Raw genomic sequence first — 18,584 nt, 5'->3', positions numbered from 1 at the left:
TTTTCGGCCCCTCCCCTGAAGGGGAGGGAGTTATCGGAGTTTGGCGCGGAGTCCGATCCACAGCGTCCGCGGCGTGGCGCGTTCGACGATGGTGCCGCTGCTGATGCCGGACTCCACCCGTTCGTCGAACAGATTCTCGCCTCGCGCCTCCAGCGTTAGCCCGGCGACCAGCGGCAGCGCGGCGAAGGCGTCGAGCGTCGTCGCGGGCGCGAGGCTGCGGCTGTTCTGGTCGTCGTCGAACTGGCGGGCGACGTGACGCAGCGTCGTTGACAGCGCCCAGGCGCGGCGTTGCCAGCCGAGCGTCGCCGACACGGTGTCGCGCGGCGTCTGCGCCGGCCGCAGGCCGTCGAGCGCGACCGCGGCGCCGCTCGCCTCGATGCGGGCATCGACATGGCTCCATGAGGCGCGGATGCCGACCGGGCCGGGCGCATAGGCGGCATCGACCTCCACGCCGGTGGAGCGGATCGCATCCAAGTTGCGGCGGACGCGGGAGGCGCTCGTCGCGGTGGAGGACAGGGTGACGTTGGCGATCGCATCCGCCAGCCGGTTGTGGAAGACGGTGGCGGCGAGGCTGGCGCCGCGCAACGGGATCAGCGTCACCCCCGCCTCGATCCCGGTCAGCCGTTCCGGATCGAGCGCGGCATTGGCGGCGGTGACGTCGTTGCCGACGCGGAACGGGCGATAGAGCTCGTTGAGCGTCGGCAAGCGCCAGCCGCGATAGGCGGCGGTGCGCAGCGTCACGCCGGTGACCGGCCGCCAGGCCGCGCCCGCGCGGCCGGTAAATTCCGTCCCCGACCGGTCGGCAAAGCGGTTGTCGGTCAGTGCCGCACCGCCGGCGAGCGGCGCTTCGGTCAGATACCCGCCGCGGATCGTCCAGCGGTCGACGCGCGCCGCCCCGGTCAGCGTCAGCGCGCCCAGATCGGCGCTGCCGTCGGCGAACAGCCCGCCGGTCAGCGTCTCACCGCCCGCCTGACGACGGCGGGTCGGCGCGCCGGCGGCATAGCTGAACAGCTCCTGCGTCCGGCCGGACACGTCGCGCAGGTCGGCACCGAGGCGCAGGTCGACGTTGGCGGCGACCGGCGGCTGCACCTCCAGCCGCGCGCCGAGGCCGGTGGCGGGCGTGTTGTACTGGTTCAGCGTCTGGGTCGCACTGGTCCGCGCGGCGTTGATGCTGGCGAAGCTGGAGGCGAAGGCGCGCGTCTGCAGATAGGCGAGCGCCGACCAGCCCCAACGGCCGCGGCCGACGAGGCGCAGACTGGCGTCCGCCCCCTGCGAGCGGTTGGCGGTGAAGTCGGTGCCGCGGTCGCGGCTGTCGGTGAAGGCGGCGACATTGGCCTGGAGCTCGGTGGCAGGCGCCAGGCGGACGACCGTACGCAACGCAGCCGAGGCCTGTTCATAGGGGGCGGGCCGGTCGACCGGGCCGCGGCTTTCCGGCACGGTAGGCGTGAAGCCGTCGCCGCGTGCATAGGCACCGGACAGGGTGGCGAAACCGGCGTCGCGGACCAGCGCCGCCGACCCTTGCGCTTCGATCGAATCCCGGCTGCCGTAGAACAGGCTGGCTTCCAGCGGGGCGAGCTGGTCGGGCGTGGCGCTGTCGAGCTCGACCGTGCCGGCGAGCGCGCCGGGGCCGAAATAGCCGCTGCCGCCGCCACGGGTGACGCGGATGCGGCCGAGCCGGCCGGTGGCGTAAGCGGGGAAGGCGACCCAGCCGCCGAACGGATCGGCCTGCGGGACGCCGTCGAGCACCAGCAAGGCGCGGCTCGACGCATTGCCGCCGATGCCGCGCAGCGACAGGCCCTGGCTGGTCGGATTGGCGCTGCGCGAGTCGGAGCGGCGGAACTGCTGCAGCCCGGCGACATCCGCGAGCACGCTTTCCAGGCGCTGGCTGGCGTTGGCCTGCAGCCGGTCGCGGTCGATGGTGACGATGTCGAGTGCCCGGTCTCCGGGGGAGTCGGTCAGGCCACGCCCGGTGACGACGATGTCGGGGCCGGTCTGGGCGGACGCCAGGGCGGGCGCGGCGGCCGCGGCAAGCAAGAGAAAACGCATCGCGGGCGTGCAGAGGGGAAAACCCGTGCGATTGCAACCGCCTGCGTTGGGATCACCTGATCACCTTGCCGCTCGCGGGGAGGATAAGGAAAATGGCTCACCTCGATCAATCCGGTCGGAACGGCAGCGGCGGCCATGCGGTTCGGCCCCATTCACGGGAGCCTTAGCGATGACCGACTACCCCATTCCGCCCTATCCCGAGCAGCAGCAGCCGATCCCCGGCCGCACCGATGCGATGGACCCGCGCCCCGATCATGGCGAGGACAGCTATGTCGGCAGCGGCCTGCTCGACGGACGCGCGGCGATCGTCACGGGCGGCGACAGCGGCATCGGCCGCGCCGTCGCCCTCGCCTTCGCGCGCGAGGGTGCCGACGTGCTGATCGCCTATCTCGACGAACAGGACGATGCCGAGGAGACCCGCCGACTGGTCGAGGACGCCGGCCGTCGCGCGGTGCTGGTGCCGGGTGACCTGTCCGATCCCGACCATGCCCGCGCCGTCGTGGCCAAGGCGGCGGAAGCGTTCGGGCGGATCGACGTGCTCGTCAACAATGCGGCGCACCAGCAGACGTTCGAGGCGCTGGAGGACATCAGCGACGGCGAGTGGCAGCGCACCTTCGCGACCAACATCCACGCGATGTTCTACCTCGCCAAGGCGGCGGTGGCGCACATGCGCGAGGGCTCGTCGATCATCAACACGACCTCGATCAATGCCGACAAGCCCAAGCAGACGCTGCTCGCCTATGCGACCACCAAGGGGGCGATCCACAATTTCACCGCCGGGCTCGCCCAGATGCTCGCCGAGCGAAAGATCCGCGTGAACGCGGTTGCGCCGGGCCCGGTGTGGACGCCGCTGATCCCCTCGACCATGCCCGCCGACCAGGTGAAGAGCTTCGGCCAGGAGACGCCGCTGGGCCGTGCCGCGCAGCCGGCGGAACTGGCCCCGGCCTATGTCTATCTCGCCAGCGACCGGGCCAGCTATGTGACCGGTGCGACGATCCCGGTGACGGGGGGCACGCCGTTCCTGTAAGCGGAACGAACGGGCCGTGCGGTGCGCTTGACGGGGGATCGACCGCTACGGGAGCCGACGCATGGCCCGCGCCACCCTGACCGCCGAAGCGCTGCGCGACGAGCTCAACCAGGCGGCATTGCGCCTGTCGCTGGACAGCGAGGGCGCCAAGATCGACTTCATGCTGCCGACGCTCGCCGACAGCGGCGGCGGCGCGGCGGACCATAATTGGGATGTACAGGCCTATTGCCCCGAGGGGCTGGACGACATCGCCCGGCGCGCGGTCGAACAGGTCGCGGCGGCCTGGGACCTCGACCCGCGCGGCGGCGGCGACGAGAGTTAAAGCGCGACCCTGGCGCGGCCGGCGATCTCGACGACATATTGCCAGGCGACGCGGCCCGACCGGCTGCCGCGGCGGGTCGCCCATTGCACCGCCTCGGCAGGATCGAACGGCAGGCCGTAATGGTCGGCATAGCCGCGCACGATCGCCAGATAGCCGTCCTGATCGACGACGTGGAAGCCGAGGCTGAGCCCGAAGCGGTCGGCGAGCGCCAGCTGGTCGTCGACCGAATCGCGCGGATTTATCGCGCTCGCCTGTTCGGACATGTCGCGGGTGACGAGGTGGCGCCGGTTGGAGGTGACGACCAGCCGGGCATTGGCGGGCCGTGCCTCCGCCCCGCCCTCGAGCAGCGAGCGGAGCGCGCGCGCCTCCGCCGCGGCGTCGAAACCGATGTCGTCGAGGAAGATCGCAAAGGCGCGCGGGACGGCGGCGATCGCGTCGAACAGCGCCGGCAGGCTGGCGAGCCGGTCGGCGGCGACCTCGACCAGGGCGAGCGCGCCGCCCGCCGCCTGCACGTCGCCGACCGCGGCCTTGACCAAAGCCGACTTGCCGGTGCCGCGCGCGCCCCACAGCAACGTGTCCTGTGCCGCCGCGCCGGCGGCGAGCCGGGCGAGATTGTCGCGCAGTGCGGTCTTCTGCGCCTCCACCCCGTGCAGCATCGTCAGCGGCAGCGGTGCGAAGGCGCGCGCCGCGACCAGTGCGCCTTCCCGCCAGACATAGGCGGGATGCGCGCGCGGATCGGCGTCGGCCGGCGGCGGCGGCGCGAGCCGTTCGAGCGCGGCGGCGATGCGGTCGAGGGGGTCGGTCATCGGCCCCGCTGTAGGCGCTGGCCGCCGGTGCCTCAACGCAGGATCGCGGCGGCATGGCCGGCGATGACGGAATCGCGCGGGGCGAGCGCCCGTGCCTTGACCGCAAGCTGGCGGGCGGCGCCGAGATCGCCGGCGGCGGCGAGTGCGACGGCATAGGCATCGGCGGCGACCGGGCTCAACGGCGCCAGCGCATAGGCCGCGCGGCCGTAGACGCGGGCGATGTCGCCGTCGTCGGCGCCGGCATAGGCCTGGGCGAGTTCGGCGAGCAGGGCGGCGTCGCGGTTGCCGGCGAGGCGGCGGACCGCCTCCAGCGTCTCGATCGCGGCGTCGCCGTGGCCGGCGAGCCGCTGCCAATGGCCGAGCAGCATCAGCCCGGCGATGTTCTGCGGGTTCTGCTGGAGGAACAGCGACAGCGCCGCAGCGGCGTCGCGCGGGCGGCCGGCCCGCCCCCAGGCATCGACCAGGCGCAGCATCGTCGGCTCGTCATAGGCGAGATCGGCGGCGCGGGCGTAAACCGCGGCCGCTTCGGCGAAGCGGCCGGACGCGACCAGCGCATCGCCGAGCGCGAGCAGCGGCGCAGGTGCGCCGGGGGCGCGGACGACGAGGGTGCGGGCCTGCTGCACCGCCCCGGCGGCATCGCCGGCGGTCAGCTGCGCGCGGATGACGCCCAGCCAGTAATTGGGATCGTCGGGTGCGTCCGCGGCATCGGCGAGCCGCGCGGCGACGCCGTCGTCGCTGGCGAACACCGTCGCGGCGGTGCGGCCGCCCGATGCGGCGCGGTCGAGCAATTGCGCGGCGGTGGCCCGATCGCCCGTCCGTTCATAGGCGCGGGCGGCGACGGTCAGCGCATAGGTGTCGGCATCGCCGCGCGCGATCAGCGGCGCCAGCATGGCGATGGCGGCGGGCGCATCGCCCGAGCGGAGCAGGGCCGCGGCGAGCAGGCGGCGGGCGGGCAGGTTCATCGGCTGGTCGGCGACGAGCTGGCGCCAGCTGTCGATCGCCCGTTCCCAGCCGCCACCGGCATAATCGAGCGCGCCGCCCACCAGGGTCGCGCCGGGCAGACCGGCGATCGCCGGGCCGGCCCGCTGGAGCAGATCGCGCGCCACTTCGCCGCGGCCGGCGCGGGCGGCGAGCACCGCCTGAAGGTACAGCGCCTGGGGACTGTTCGGCCGGGCGGCGAGCGCGCGCCGGGTCGCCGCCAGCATGTCGCGGTTGCGGCCGACCTCGCTCAGGGTCGCGGCATATTCGATCAGCGCGGGATGGAAATAGGCGTCGCGGCGCAGCGCCGCCTCGAACCAGGGCAAAGCGGCGATCAGGCCGTAACGGCTGCGCGTCAGTTCGCCCGACAGGGTCAGCACGACCGGGTCGCCGGGGCGCAGCCGCAGGGCGCGGGCGATCGCGTCGCTCGCCGCGGCGATCTCGCCGGCGTCGAGGCGGATCCGGCCAAGATCGGCCCAGGCCTCGCCATCCGTGTCGTCGCGGGCGAGCTGCGCGGCGAGCAGGCGGACGCCCTGTCCCGCGTCACCCTGCACCGCCAGCGCGCGGGCGCGGCTGCGTACCGCGAGCCTCTCGTCGGGCGCGGCGCCGGCGGCGTCGATCGCCCCCTGCGCATCGCCCTGCAGCAGCCGCGCCGCGGCGAGGCGGCCGGCGAGCGTATTGGCGGGCAGGCCGGCGGTACGGGCGCGGCTGATTACACCCTCCGCCGCCGGACCGTCGCCGAGGTGGAGGTAGCTGTCGGCGAGCAGCATTTGTGCCGCCGCCTCGCGCGGACTGATGGCGATCACGGTCAGCGCATGGTTGCGCGCCGCGCTGTAATTGCCGAGCGCATAGGCGCGGCGCGCGTCGGCCAGCGCCGCAGCCGGATCGACCCGGCGATGCGGGCGCAGCGCCAAGGCGGCGATGGCGACGGCCAAGGCGACCAGAATGGCGATGGCTATCAGCCGCACGCCCGCCAGCCGCGGCAGCGCGATGCGCCGCCGCGTCCGTCGCGGCCGCAGCATCGGATAGACGGCGTCAGGCATGCAGATCGTAGCTCTTGAGCAGGTCGTAGAGCGTCGGGCGGCTGATCCCGAGCAGGCGCGACGCACCCGAAATATTCCCCTCCGCCTGGGTCAGGGCGATGCGGATCGCGCGCCGATCCGCCGCCTCGCGCGCGTGGCGCAGGTTGAGCGGCAAGGTATCGCCGTCATCCTCGCCAGCACGATCATCGAGGTCGAGGTCTGCGGCGGTCACCTGCTTGCCGTCGGTCATGATGACGGCGCGCTTGATCCGGTTCTCCAGCTCGCGGACGTTGCCGGGCCAGGGCCAGGCGGCGATCGCCGCGACCGCATCGGGCGCGAGGCCGGTCACCGCCAGCTTCATCGCTGCGGCATGATGGCGGACGAAGTGGCGCGCCAGTAGCACCGCGTCGCCCGGCCGCTCGCCGAGCGCGGGGATGCGCACGATGATCTCCGCCAGCCGATAATAGAGATCCTCGCGGAAGCTGCCGTCGGCGACCATCGCGTCGAGGTCGCGGTGCGTCGCGCAGACGATGCGCGTGTCGACCGCAATGGCCTTGCGCCCGCCGATCCGCTCGATCGTCCGTTCCTGCAGGAAGCGCAGCAGCTTGACCTGCAACGCCAGCGGCACGTCGCCGATCTCGTCGAGGAACAGGGTGCCGCCCGCCGCGGTCTCGATCTTGCCCGGCGTCATCTTCACCGCGCCGGTGAACGCGCCCTTCTCATGGCCGAACAGCTCGCTTTCCAGCAACGTTTCGGGAATGGCGGCGCAATTGATCGCGACGAAGGCGCCGCGCGCACGCGGCGAGGCGTCGTGCAGCCCGCGTGCGAGCAATTCCTTGCCGGTGCCGCTGGCGCCGAGCAGCATCACCGAGACGTCGGTCGCCGCGACGCGCTCGACCGTCCGGACCACGCGCGCCATCTCGTCCGAGGCATAGATCAACCCGCCGAAGCCGCGCCCCGCGGCCTCGTTGCGGCGCGCCAGCCGACGGTTCTCCGCCTCCAGCGCCTGGACGTGGAAAGCGCGCGTGACGATCAGGCCGAGCGCGTCGATGTCGATCGGCTTGGCATAGAAATCCCACGCTCCCCGCGCGATCGCCTCCAGCGCGCTGTCGCGCGCGCCATGGCCGGACGCGACGATCACCTTGGTATCGGGCTTGAGCGCGAGAATGTCGGCGAGCGTCGCGAAACCTTCGGTCGTGCCGTCGGGATCGGGCGGCAGCCCGAGGTCGAGCGTCACCACCGCGGGTTCGTGCGCGCGCACCGCCTCGATCGCCTCGGCGCGAGTGGCCGCGGTGACGATCGTGTAGCCGTCATAGGCCCAGCGCAGCTGGCGCTGCAGTGCGAGGTCGTCCTCGACGACGAGCAGCACGGGTTTGTCGGTCATGCGGCCTGATCCAGCGACTGGGCGGGTGCCGCGGGCAGGCGGACGCGGAAGCGGCTGCCCGCGCCCTCGCGGCTGGTGACGTCGATCGTGCCGCCCATCGCCTGCGCCAGCTGCCGTGCCTCATAGGCGCCGATGCCGAAACCTGCCGGCTTGGACGAGGCAAAGGGACGGAACAGACGTTCGCGGATGAAGGCGGCGCTCATGCCGCACCCCTCATCCTCGACATCGATGCTGACGGCAGCACGATCGCCAGAAACGGTAAGGCGCACCGCACGGTCCGGCGGGCTCGCCTCCACCGCATTCTGCACCAGATGATCGAGCAGTTGCTCGAGCCGATGCGGTTGCGCCAGCGCGATACCCTGCCCTGCCACCTCGATCGAATGCTGCGCGCGGCGACGCTCGGCGAGACGCGCCGCAAGCGTGCCGACATCGACCGGCTGCACCGGCTCGGTGCCCCCCTGATGATGCTGCGACAGGCGGGCGAGCAGTGCGTTCATCCGTGCCGCCGAATCCTGCAGTGTCGCGATCATATCGGCGCGAAAGGCCGGGTTGTCGGCGTGACGCTCGGCATTGCGTGCGACGAGGCTGACCCCGCTGACCAGATTCTTGATGTCGTGCATGATGAAGGCGAAGCGGCGGTTGAACTCGTCGAACCGGGCCGCTTCGGCAAGCGCCGCATGGGCGCGCTCCTCGGCCAGATAACTGGCCGCCTGGCGCCCGGCGATGCGCAGCAGGTCGAGGTCTTCCCAGTCGAGCGGCGGGCTGGCGGCGGGGCGGGCGAGCAGGATCGCTCCGGCCAGCTCACTGCCATGGAGCAGCGGTACCAGCGCCCAGGCGGCCTCGTCCTCGACCATCCACGCCGGCACCGCCGCGGCCTCGGCGGCGGGCGCCTGGGCACGACGAAGCTCGTCGAGGCTGACGATCCGCTCGCTGGCGGCGAGATAGGCAACCAGCGCGGCGCCGCCGCCGAACGGCATCGGCCAGTTCCACGCCTCGTCGGGTTCGAGCTCGCCGTCGCGGCAAACGAGCAGCAAGGCGGCAGGCGAGCTGGTCAGATCGGCGATGGCGCGGACGATGCGGCGGCCGAGCGGTTCGGCGCCGGGACGGCCGAGTCGCGTGGCGAAACGCTGCCACTCGACGCGATAATCGTAGCGGTGGCGGAAGAAATGCTGCGCCAGCTTCACCTTGGCCCAGCCGCGCAGCCAGGGCGCGGTCAGCAGCGTGCCGAGTGCCGCGGCAGCGCCGCAGACGATCGCGGTCTGCGCGATACGGCCGTGGCTGCCGGCGAAGCGATCGACGATCTGGATCAACCCGACCGTGAGGCCAACATACAGGATGACGGCGAACAAGGTCAGCAGCCGCAGCGCGCCCGCATGCGACATGGCGAGCGGCCGTTCGGCACGCATCACCGCCGGCGCCATCAGCATCGCCATCGCGATCATCGCAAAGCCGCGCACCGCGACCATCGCATCGGGCCAGCCGGCGCTGTAGGCGAGCACGGCAAGCGCCAGATCGGTGGTCCACATACCGGCGATCGCTGCGGTGAACAGCAGCAGCACGCCACGCCGTTCGCCGGCCGCGAGGCTGACGGCATATTGATGAGCAAGGACGAGGCCGAGCAGCGCCCCGACCATGCGCGCGACCAGCGCCAGGCCGGCCGCCGCTTCTGCGCCGTCGCCGGCGAGCGGCAGTGTCTGGATCAGTGCCAGCAGCACCGCGCCGATGTTGATCGCCCCGGTGACCAGATAGACGAGGAGCAGCGCGGCGCTGCCGCCGCGATCGCGGCGGCCGAGCTGCCACAGCAGGCCGAGCCACGCGAGGTTGCGCGCCGTCTCCGCCAGCGCGGTCGCGGGATCGCGGGCGTTGATCCCCGCGACTGCCAATGCCCAGCAGGCGGTGAGCGCGCAGGCGCCGGCGAGCGACAGCCGCCCCCACAGGCCGCCGTCGCCGCGCGCCGCCGCGACCGCAAGCAGGCCGAAGCCGAGCGCGGCGAGCGCATGGCTCCACAGGGTCAGTGCCAGCGTCACCGCGCCCCCGCCGGCCACAGCACGACGCGCAGCGTCTGCAGAAGGATCAACAGGTCGAGAAAGGGCGAATAGTTCTTGGCATAGTACAGATCGTATTCGAGCTTGTGCCGCGCGTCCTCGATCGACGCGCCGTAGGGATAATTGATCTGCGCCCAGCCGGTGATGCCCGGCTTCACCATGTGCCGCTCGGCATAGAAAGGCAGATGCTGTTCGAGCTGTTCGACAAACTGCGGGCGTTCGGGGCGCGGCCCGACGAAGCTCATGTCGCCCTTCAACACCGTCCAGGTCTGCGGCAGTTCGTCGATCCGCACCTTGCGGATGAACCGACCGATGCGGGTGATGCGGGGATCGTCCTTTTCCGCCCAGACGGCCGTGCCGGCAACCTCCGCATCCTGACGCATGGAGCGCAGCTTCAGGATGTCGAACGGCTGGTTGTACAGGCCGACGCGCCGCTGGCGGTAGAAGGCGGGACCGCGCGATTCGAGCTTGATCGCGATGGCGGTGACCAGAATGATCGGCAGCGTGACGGCGAGCAGCAGCAGGCTGGCGAAGACGTCGAAGGCGCGCTTCACTATGCCCGAGACCATCCGCCCGGAAGCGAAACCGTCGGAGAAGATCAGCCAGGAGGGATTGACCGAGGTGAGGTCGATCCGCCCCGTCTCGCGCTCCAGGAAGGTCGAGATCTCGCTGACCGCGACGCCGGTCGTCCGCACCCGCAGCAAATCCTTGAGCGGCAGCGCGTTGCGGCGCTCCTCCAGCGCAAGCACCACCTCGACGGCATTATGGTCGACGACATGGCCGGCGAGATTGGGGATGGCGTCGCGCGGCACTGCACCGACGACGGCCGGGGACGGCTCGCCCATCGCGACATAGCCGGCGATGATGACATTGGCCCCCGGCCGCGCAGCCAGTTCCCCGATTCGCGCCGCGCGTGGCCCGGCGCCGAGCACGACGATCCGGCGCTTGAGCGTATCGCTGCCGAGCGCACGGCCGAGCAGGGCGCGGATGGCGACCAGCAGCACGATTGCGATCAGCATCGCGTAGAACAGGTTCGACCGCCAGAAGGTCAGTGCCGGCACCAGGAAGAAGATCAGCGCCAGGAAGGTCACGCCCAGCGCCACCGCCACCGCCAGCCGCGCCGCGGCGAAGCGCAGCGACAGGAAGGAGGCGACGCCATAGGCCCCGACCGCGACCAGCGCCGTCTGCAAGGCGATGACGAAGCTGACCAGCTGCGGCAGGCGCGTGGTCAGCGGCTCCACCGTCATGCCGATCTGATGCGCGCGGATCACCCAGCCGGCCTCCGCCGCCGCGAACAGCAGCAGCGCATCGACCAGGCCGAGCAGCAGCACCGCCTGTGGGATATAATGCTTGAACAGTCGGATCATCGACCGAGACTATCCTTCAGCGTGTGTAAGCCGTTCCGACACCTCGCTTTGCCTGTCTCAGAAAATGTAAAAGAAAACTTGAACAAGACCCCGGCCTGGATCGTTACGGCACCGCACCCAATCCTCTAGAGGTGCGCCTCCAAGGGAGACCCACAGCATCATGACCATCGTTCCCGTGATCCTTTCCGGAGGATCGGGCACCCGGCTCTGGCCGATGTCGCGACCAGAAATGCCCAAGCAGCTCTTGTCGCTGACCGCCGAGGAGACGATGCTGCAGCTGACCGCGAAGCGCGCGCATGGCGAGGGGTTCGCCGCGCCGATCGTGGTCGCCAATGCGGCGCATGCCCGCGAGATCGAGGAGCAGCTGCAGGCCGCCGGCGTGACGCCGCAGGCCGTGATCCTGGAGCCGGCGGCGCGCAACACGGCACCCGCGATCGCGCTGGGGGCGCTCGCCGCCAAGGGCGAGGATGCGCTGCTGGTCATGCCGTCCGACCACGTCATCCACGACGTCGCGGCATTCCATGCCGCGATCGAGGCGGCGATGCCGCTGGTCGCCGAGGGATGGCTGGTGACGTTCGGCATCACCCCCGATGCGCCCGAGACGGGCTATGGCTGGATCCAGATCGGCGAAGAGATCGGCCACGGCGTCCACCGCGTCGCTCGGTTCGTCGAAAAGCCGCAGAAGGAGCGGGCCGAAGCGATGCTGGCGGCGGGCGACCATGCCTGGAACGGCGGCATCTTCCTGTTCCGCGCCGACATCTTCCTCGGCGAGCTGGGCCAACACGCGCCGCAGATGCTGACCGCGGCCAAAGATGCGATGAGCCGGGCCCGGCGCGAACGGAGCTGTGTGTGGCCGGATGCCGAGGCCTTCGCCGCCTCGCCCTCCGATTCGATCGATTATGCGGTGATGGAAAAGGCTGGTCGCGTCGCGGTGGTGCCGGTGGCGATGGGCTGGAGCGACGTCGGCAGCTGGGACGCGCTGCATGCGATCAGCGACACCGACGACAACGGCAACGTCCACCGCGGCGAGGTGCTGGCGGTGGATACCCGCAACTGCCTGCTCCGCTCCGACGGGATCCGCATCGCCGCCGTTGGGATCGAGGATCTGATCGTCGTGGCGAGCGGCAACGACGTGCTGGTGCTGCCACGCGGCCGCAGCCAGGAGGTCAAGAAGCTGATCGAGGCGATGAAGAAATAGGCATCCGCCACCCTATCGCGCGTGGACGGTCAGTGCAGCACTGTCCACGCCCACAGGCCGGCGAGTCCGGCGAGCCCGAGCAGCATCTGCCGCGGCCGCAGCCGGGCGAAATAGGCCGGCGCATTCCCCGACAGTGCTGCACGACGGTCGAGCACAGCGGCGAGCGGATAGCCGATCATCAGCGGGATCAGCGCGATCGACGGCGGTCCGATCACCAGCGCCAGCCCGCCCAGCACGAAATAGGTGATACTCGAGGCGATGGCGATCGCCGTCGATGCCGGTGGGAAGCCGAAGCCGAAGCCGCGGCGCACCCCCGCAATGAACACCAGGATTAGTGCCGCCCAGATGACGCCGAGATGCACCGCCCAGAAGGGCCAGGGCGGCGGCATCAGCCACGCCCCGATCGCCGCGGCGACGGTCGGCAGCATCGGGCCATAGCCCAGGATCACGCCGTCGGCGGGCGGTTCGGTGCGGGTGGCGTCGTGGCTCATCGCCGGCGGTAACGAGCGGCGACGACGCGGGTTGCCGCCGCGGGCTGACGAGATGGCGGGCGTCGGGATCCAGCACGACGCTCGATCGAGCCCGCAGACGCAAAAAAGAGCCGGCGGATCGCTCCGCCGACTCCTTCTTGTTTCGCCTTGGCAGGGCAGCGGCGAAGCCGCTGCCGGGACGTCGGACGTGTCTGGCGGCCCCGCCGCCAGCACGCCGGCCGATCTGATGTGGTGTCCGGGGCAGCTCTCGCTGCCCCGGTCCGAAATCAGAAGTCCATGCCGCCCATGCCGCCGCCGGGCATCGCCGGCATCGCGGGCTTGTCGTCCGGCAGCTCGGCCACGGTGGCTTCCGTGGTGATGAGCAGGCCGGCGACCGAGGCGGCGTTCTGCAGCGCGGTGCGGACGACCTTGGTCGGGTCGATCACGCCGGCCGAGACGAGGTTCTCATACTGGTCGGTCGCGGCGTTGAAGCCGAACGACGTATCCGACTGGTCGAGCAGCTTGCCCGACACGACGGCGCCGTCGTGACCGGCGTTCTGCGCGATCTGGCGGACCAGCGAGGTCAGCGACTTGCGGACGATGTCGATACCGCGGGTCTGGTCGTCGTTGGCCCCGGTCAGGCCCTCGAGCGCCTTCGTGCCGTACAGCAGCGCGGTGCCGCCGCCCGGAACGATGCCCTCTTCGACCGCGGCGCGGGTCGCGTGCAGCGCGTCGTCGACGCGGTCCTTGCGCTCCTTCACCTCGACCTCGGTCGCACCACCGACCTTGATCACCGCGACACCGCCGGCGAGCTTGGCGAGGCGCTCCTGGAGCTTCTCGCGGTCGTAGTCGCTGGTGGTGTTCTCGATCTGCGCACGGATCGCCTCGGTGCGGCCCTTGATCGCGTCGGCATTGCCCGCACCATCGACGATGGTGGTGTTGTCCTTGTCGATCGTAACGCGCTTGGCGGTGCCGAGCATGCCGACGGTGACGCTCTCGAGCTTGATGCCGAGATCCTCGCTGATCAGCTCACCGGCGGTGAGGATCGCGATGTCCTCGAGCATCGCCTTGCGGCGATCGCCGAAGCCCGGCGCCTTGACGGCCGCGACCTTGAGGCCGCCGCGCAGCTTGTTCACCACGAGCGTGGCCAGCGCCTCGCCCTCGATGTCCTCGGCGATGATCAGCAGCGGACGGCCCGACTGCACGACGGCTTCCAGGATCGGGAGCATCGCCTGCAGGTTCGACAGCTTCTTTTCGTGGATCAGAATGTACGGGTCGTTGAGTTCGACCGTCATCTTCTCCGGGTTGGTGATGAAATAGGGCGACAGATAGCCGCGGTCGAACTGCATGCCCTCGACGACGTCCAGCTCGAACTCGAGACCCTTGGCCTCCTCGACGGTGATGACGCCTTCCTTGCCGACCTTCTCCATCGCTTCCGCGATCTTCTCGCCGACCTCACGGTCGCCGTTGGCGGAGATGATGCCGACCTGCGCGACTTCCGCCGAGCCCGAGACGGGCTTGGAACGACCCTTCACGTCCTCGACCACCTTGGCGACGGCGATGTCGATGCCGCGCTTCAGGTCCATCGGGTTCATGCCGGCCGCGACCGACTTCATGCCCTCGCGCACGATCGCCTGGGCGAGCACGGTCGCGGTGGTGGTGCCGTCGCCGGCGACGTCGTTGGTCTTCGAGGCCACTTCGCGCACCATCTGCGCGCCCATGTTCTCGAACTTGTCCTTGAGCTCGATCTCCTTGGCGACCGACACACCGTCCTTGGTGATGCGGGGCGCGCCGAAGCTCTTGTCGATCACGACGTTGCGGCCCTTTGGCCCCAGCGTGACCTTGACCGCGTCGGCGAGGATGTCGACGCCGCGCAGGATGCGCTCGCGTGCGTCGCGCGAAAACTTAACGTCCTTGGCTGCCATGTGACTGCCCTTTCAAAATGTGGAAAGTCTCAAAAGTCTCACTCCCGCACGGTTGGCGCGCGGGGGTGTGCGGAGGGTCGAAGTTAGCCGACGATCCCGAGGATGTCGGATTCCTTCATGATCAGCAGGTCTTCGCCGTCGACCTTGACCTCGGTGCCCGACCACTTGCCGAACAGGATGCGATCACCCGCCTTGACGTCGAGCGGCGTGACCTTGCCGTCTTCGGCCTTGATGCCGGTACCGGCGGCGACGACCTCGCCCTCCTGCGGCTTTTCCTTGGCGGTATCGGGGATGATGATCCCACCGGCGGTCTTCTCCTCGGCCTCGACGCGGCGGACGAGAACGCGATCGTGCAACGGACGGAAGTTCATTGCGAAGTCCCTCTTCGGTTCTAAAGTGTTACAGATTTCTGGCACTCCCGCGGGGAGAGTGCCAACGCGGCGGATATGTGCCGCGAGGCCGGACCCGTCAAGAGAGTCGCGGCCGGCTTTTTTCGCCACGCCACGACCGGGCGCCGATCAAGGTCGTCCCGCCGCATGATGCGCCGCAGCAAACATATGTCACGTCCGGTGCATGGAGCGTTCGGACGGGTCGCCTATCTGATGGTCTCCTCTCTAACGATCCGGGAACGACCGATGCATCGCGACGACAAAAAGCGTTATCAGCCGAACTGGACGTCGGCCCTGGTCCTCGCCTTCGGGCTGCTCGCCCTGGCGTTTCTGGTGGCGATCGATCGCCCGGGCTGGTGGCAGATCAAGCCGGCAACCGGTACCGCCGCGGCCATGTCCTATGCGGCGGAGAAGCCGAGCAAGGGGTAAGGCCCTTCCACCGGCGAGGAAGCATCGTTCTGTATTGCGCCGATAATACGGGCGATTGCCTCCGGCCCGGCTCTGCTCTAGCTCTGGTCGTCACGAGAGCGAGGAGCAAGGTGTGAAGCTGGTTCGGGGTGCCTGGAAGCTGCTGGTGGCGATCAAGGACGGGTTGGTCCTGGTCGCGATGCTGCTGTTCTTCGGCCTGGTGTTCGCGGCGCTCAACGCCCGCCCGGGGTCGAAGCCGATCCGTGCCGGCGCACTGGTGCTCGATCTCGACGGGCCGATCGTCGAGCAGCCCGAGACGCCGAGCGTCACCGCCCTGCTGTCGGGCGGCGGCGAGAACGTGCCGCACCAATATCGGCTGCGCGACGTGGTGCGCAGCATCGATGCGGCGCGCGACGACGATCGCGTCAAGGCGCTGGTGCTCGATCTCGACCGGTTCGGCGGCGGCTATCCCGCCTCGCTCAACGAGGTGGCCGACGCGATCCGTCGCTTCCGCAGCGGCGGCAAGCCGGTCCTCGCTTATGCCACCGCTTATACCGATGCCGGCTACCGGCTGGCCGCCAATGCCAGCGAGGTCTGGGTCAATCCGCTCGGCGGCACGATCTTCACCGGGCCCGGCGGCAACGCGCTCTACTATAAGGGTCTGATCGACAAGCTCGGCGTCAACGTCCACGTTTACCGTGTCGGCAAGTTCAAGAGCTTCGTCGAACCCTATACCCGCACCGACCAGAGCCCGGAGGCCAAGGCGGCGAGCCAGGCGCTGTACGGATCGCTGTTCGGCCAGTGGCAGGAGGCGATCGCCAAGGCACGGCCGAAGGCGAACATCCGCGCCTTCCTGAGCCAGCCCGATCAGCTGATCGTCGCGGCCGGCGGCGACATCGCCAAGGCGAACCTGAACGCCGGCATCGTCGACAAACTGGGCGACCGCGTCGCCTTCGGCCAGCGCATCGCGCAGATCGCCGGGGTCGATGCCAAGCGGCCGCTCGGCGCGTTCAACACGATCCGCTACGACAGCTGGGTCGACGCGCATCCGCTGGCGAAGACCGGCGACGCGATCGGCGTCGTCACCATCGCCGGCGACATCGTCGATGGCGAGGGCGGCCCGGGCAGCGCCCATGGCGACACGATCGCCAAGGCGATCCTCAACGGCCTCGCCAAGAAGGATCTGAAGGCGCTGGTGGTGCGCGTCGATTCGCCGGGCGGATCGGTGCTCGCCTCCGAGCGGATCCGGCTCGCGATCCTCGAGGCGAAGAAGAAGGGGCTGCCGGTCGTCGTGTCGATGGGCGGGCTGGCCGCCTCTGGCGGCTATTGGGTGTCGACGCCGGGCGACGTGATCTTCGCCGAACCGTCGACGATCACCGGCTCGATCGGCATCTTCGGCATCATCCCCAGTTTCGAGGCGAGCCTCGCCAAGATCGGCATCACCACCGACGGGGTGAAGACCACCGCCCTCTCCGGCCAGCCGGACGTGACCGGCGGCTTCAACCCGGTGCTCGACACGATCCTGCAATCGGGGATCGAGAACGGCTATCGCAACTTCCTCGCCCGCGTCGCCCAGTCGCGCCACATGACGCCCGAGCGCGTCGACACGATCGCGCAGGGCCGGGTGTGGGACGGCGGCACGGCGCGGCAGATCAACCTGGTCGACCGGTTCGGCACGCTGAACGACGCGGTGACGGAGGCGGCGCGCCGCGCCAAGCTCGACCCGACCAAGGTCCATGCCGAATACCTGGAAAAGCAGCCGGGCTTCGCCGCGACGCTCGCCGCGTCGCTCAACACCGGCGACGACGAGGACAGCCAGGCCGGCGGCGACGTGTTCGCCCGCGTCGCGAGCGAACGCCGCGCCACCTTCGCCCGCGCGCTCGGCGATGCGCGCCGGCTGGCGACCGGCGGTTCGGTACAGGCGCGCTGCCTGGAATGCGGCGGGCTGGCGCCGGTCGCCCCCGGCCGCGACGATGCGACGCTGGCCGGCCTCGTCATGGCGAAGTTCGGGATCGCCGGCTGGTGATCGCGCTGCGCGCCGCGACGCCGGAGGATGCCGGCGCGATCGCGGCCATCTATGCGCCGCACGTGCTCGCCGGCACCGTGTCGTTCGAGGAAGAGGCGCCCGATGCCCGCGCGATGCGTAGCCGGATGGCGGCCTCGCACGGCCTCTATCCCTGGATCGTCGCGGTGATGACCAATCCCGGCGACGCGGCGGAAGCGGGCGTGCTCGGCTATGCCTATGCCGCCGAATTCTCGCAGCGCCGCGCCTATCGCTGGGTTGTGGAGACGACGATCTACATGGCCGATGTCGCGCAGCGGCAGGGGATCGGCCGGCTGCTCTACGGCGGATTGATCGCGACGCTGCGCGAACAGGGCTTCACCCAGGCGATCGGCCGCATCGCCTTGCCCAACGAACGGTCGATCGCCCTGCACGAGGCGGTCGGCTTCCGCCGCGCCGGCGTGTTCCGGGAGATCGGCTACAAGCACGGCCAGTGGATCGACGTCGGCTATTGGCAGCACGAACTGACCGAACCATCGGTGCCGCCGCGCGAGCCGAGGCCCTTCACCGAGATCGGCGTGGTCAGGGGGTAAATGGCGACGGTTCTGGCGCGGCTCGATCACGCGGGGAGCCGGCAGACCGTCGTCATCATCGATCGAGCGATCGATCCGATCTGGCCCCTTGCATCCGGCGGCGCCACGCGGCACAGAGCGCGCATGACTTCGGCCATGATCCTGCGAATTACCGGGCGGCGACTTAGCGCCGGCGGTGTCGCCGTGTCTGCGCGTCGCCGCCAGCCGTAACGCCTCGCCGGTTCTTCGCCGCGCGCGCTTGCGCGGCCTTCGGACGGGGCCCTGATCCTCGCGCCGAAAGTCTTCCGATCATGACCGTTCCCATGCCGATGCGTGCCGCGTCGCCCTTCGTGGCCGTGCAGTCCCCCGCCGTGCCGTCCCCCGCCCCTCGCCCGCGGCTGACGCTGGTCGGCGTCACCTCCGCCTGCCCGAGCGGGCTGATGCGCGTGCTCGACGCCGTGCTGGTCACCGGCGGCGTGCCGACCGAGATCAGCGTGCGCCGCGCCAGCGCCTCCTTCCGGTTCAGCGTCGTCGTCGCCGACAGCGACACCTCGCCGCAGCGGCTGCGCGACCGGGTGGCGCAGATCGTCGGCGTGCGCACCGTCGCCGCCGTCCCGGTCTGA

General features: G+C 70.3%; 17 protein-coding genes. 8 read left to right on the top strand and 9 right to left on the bottom strand.

The features are described from left to right. Positions 1-30: 30 nt before the first annotated feature. Complete coding sequence (locus ACU5AX_RS11700; RefSeq protein ID WP_446691059.1) at positions 31-2,046, bottom strand: TonB-dependent receptor; 2,016 nt, start codon at positions 2,044-2,046, stop codon at positions 31-33. A gap of 169 nt (positions 2,047-2,215) precedes the next feature. Here ACU5AX_RS11700 and ACU5AX_RS11695 point away from each other — a divergent pair, with 169 nt between their 5' ends. Next, positions 2,216-3,073, top strand: coding sequence for a glucose 1-dehydrogenase (locus ACU5AX_RS11695; protein WP_198355058.1), 858 nt, complete (start codon positions 2,216-2,218; stop codon positions 3,071-3,073). 61 nt (positions 3,074-3,134) lie between these two features. After that, complete coding sequence (locus ACU5AX_RS11690; protein ID WP_446691058.1) at positions 3,135-3,395, top strand: hypothetical protein; 261 nt, start codon at positions 3,135-3,137, stop codon at positions 3,393-3,395. On the opposite strand, the gene ACU5AX_RS11685 is transcribed toward ACU5AX_RS11690, so the two are convergent. Genes ACU5AX_RS11685 through ACU5AX_RS11665 form a run of 5 tightly spaced genes read right to left on the bottom strand, consistent with a single transcriptional unit; the run spans position 3,392 to position 10,997 of the window. Next, positions 3,392-4,201, bottom strand: a complete 810-nt coding sequence (locus tag ACU5AX_RS11685; protein WP_446691057.1) for an ATP-binding protein — start codon at positions 4,199-4,201, stop codon at positions 3,392-3,394. The two genes, ACU5AX_RS11690 and ACU5AX_RS11685, sit on opposite strands and share 4 nt — an antisense overlap. Before the next feature lie 32 nt (positions 4,202-4,233). Then, entirely contained in the window at positions 4,234-6,222 is a 1,989-nt protein-coding gene (locus tag ACU5AX_RS11680; RefSeq protein ID WP_446691056.1) for a tetratricopeptide repeat protein, read from the bottom strand. Continuing rightward, positions 6,215-7,585 carry a PEP-CTERM-box response regulator transcription factor gene (gene prsR / locus ACU5AX_RS11675; RefSeq protein ID WP_446691055.1) on the bottom strand — a complete coding sequence of 457 codons (1,371 nt, stop codon included), beginning with the start codon at positions 7,583-7,585 and terminating at the stop codon, positions 6,215-6,217. Before prsR ends, ACU5AX_RS11680 begins: the two co-directional genes overlap by 8 nt. Further along, a complete protein-coding gene (prsK, locus tag ACU5AX_RS11670; RefSeq protein WP_446691054.1) occupies positions 7,582-9,612 on the bottom strand; it encodes an XrtA/PEP-CTERM system histidine kinase PrsK in 2,031 nt (676 codons plus the stop codon). Before prsK ends, prsR begins: the two co-directional genes overlap by 4 nt. After that, positions 9,609-10,997, bottom strand: coding sequence for a TIGR03013 family XrtA/PEP-CTERM system glycosyltransferase (locus ACU5AX_RS11665; protein ID WP_446691053.1), 1,389 nt, complete (start codon positions 10,995-10,997; stop codon positions 9,609-9,611). Before ACU5AX_RS11665 ends, prsK begins: the two co-directional genes overlap by 4 nt. A gap of 160 nt (positions 10,998-11,157) precedes the next feature. Here ACU5AX_RS11665 and ACU5AX_RS11660 point away from each other — a divergent pair, with 160 nt between their 5' ends. Beyond that, on the top strand, positions 11,158-12,195 hold the full coding sequence (locus ACU5AX_RS11660; protein WP_446691052.1) for a mannose-1-phosphate guanylyltransferase/mannose-6-phosphate isomerase: 1,038 nt from the start codon (positions 11,158-11,160) through the stop codon (positions 12,193-12,195). 29 nt (positions 12,196-12,224) lie between these two features. Here the strand turns inward: ACU5AX_RS11660 and ACU5AX_RS11655 are convergent, their stop codons facing one another. The 3 genes from ACU5AX_RS11655 to groES all read right to left on the bottom strand — a co-directional run bounded on the left by ACU5AX_RS11655 (position 12,225) and on the right by groES (position 14,961). Beyond that, positions 12,225-12,686: a DUF3429 domain-containing protein gene (locus tag ACU5AX_RS11655; RefSeq protein ID WP_446691051.1), complete on the bottom strand. Its 462-nt coding sequence runs from the start codon at positions 12,684-12,686 to the stop codon at positions 12,225-12,227. Positions 12,687-12,952: 266 nt separating this feature from the next. After that, positions 12,953-14,590 (bottom strand): chaperonin GroEL, encoded by a 1,638-nt coding sequence (gene groL / locus ACU5AX_RS11650; protein WP_446691050.1) that lies wholly within the window; start codon positions 14,588-14,590, stop codon positions 12,953-12,955. A gap of 83 nt (positions 14,591-14,673) precedes the next feature. Next, the gene (gene groES / locus ACU5AX_RS11645; protein ID WP_198355047.1) at positions 14,674-14,961 is read right to left on the bottom strand and encodes a co-chaperone GroES; all 288 of its coding nucleotides are present in this window, start codon (positions 14,959-14,961) and stop codon (positions 14,674-14,676) included. A gap of 165 nt (positions 14,962-15,126) precedes the next feature. Here groES and ACU5AX_RS11640 point away from each other — a divergent pair, with 165 nt between their 5' ends. The 5 genes from ACU5AX_RS11640 to ACU5AX_RS11620 all read left to right on the top strand — a co-directional run bounded on the left by ACU5AX_RS11640 (position 15,127) and on the right by ACU5AX_RS11620 (position 18,584). Next, complete coding sequence (locus ACU5AX_RS11640; protein ID WP_446691049.1) at positions 15,127-15,408, top strand: hypothetical protein; 282 nt, start codon at positions 15,127-15,129, stop codon at positions 15,406-15,408. 112 nt (positions 15,409-15,520) lie between these two features. Further along, a complete protein-coding gene (gene sppA / locus ACU5AX_RS11635) occupies positions 15,521-17,413 on the top strand; it encodes a signal peptide peptidase SppA (RefSeq protein ID WP_446691048.1) in 1,893 nt (630 codons plus the stop codon). Further along, complete coding sequence (locus ACU5AX_RS11630; RefSeq protein WP_446691047.1) at positions 17,410-17,982, top strand: GNAT family N-acetyltransferase; 573 nt, start codon at positions 17,410-17,412, stop codon at positions 17,980-17,982. The genes sppA and ACU5AX_RS11630 overlap by 4 nt, the downstream gene beginning before the upstream one ends. Continuing rightward, entirely contained in the window at positions 17,983-18,192 is a 210-nt protein-coding gene (locus ACU5AX_RS11625) for a hypothetical protein (RefSeq protein WP_446691046.1), read from the top strand. An 80-nt stretch (positions 18,193-18,272) separates the two neighbouring features. Beyond that, positions 18,273-18,584 carry a hypothetical protein gene (locus ACU5AX_RS11620; protein WP_446691045.1) on the top strand — a complete coding sequence of 104 codons (312 nt, stop codon included), beginning with the start codon at positions 18,273-18,275 and terminating at the stop codon, positions 18,582-18,584.

The sequence above is a fragment of the Sphingomonas benefaciens genome, from assembly GCF_052907485.1.
Note: the sequence above shows the minus strand (reverse complement) of the source record. Positions and strands in the feature narration are given on the sequence as shown.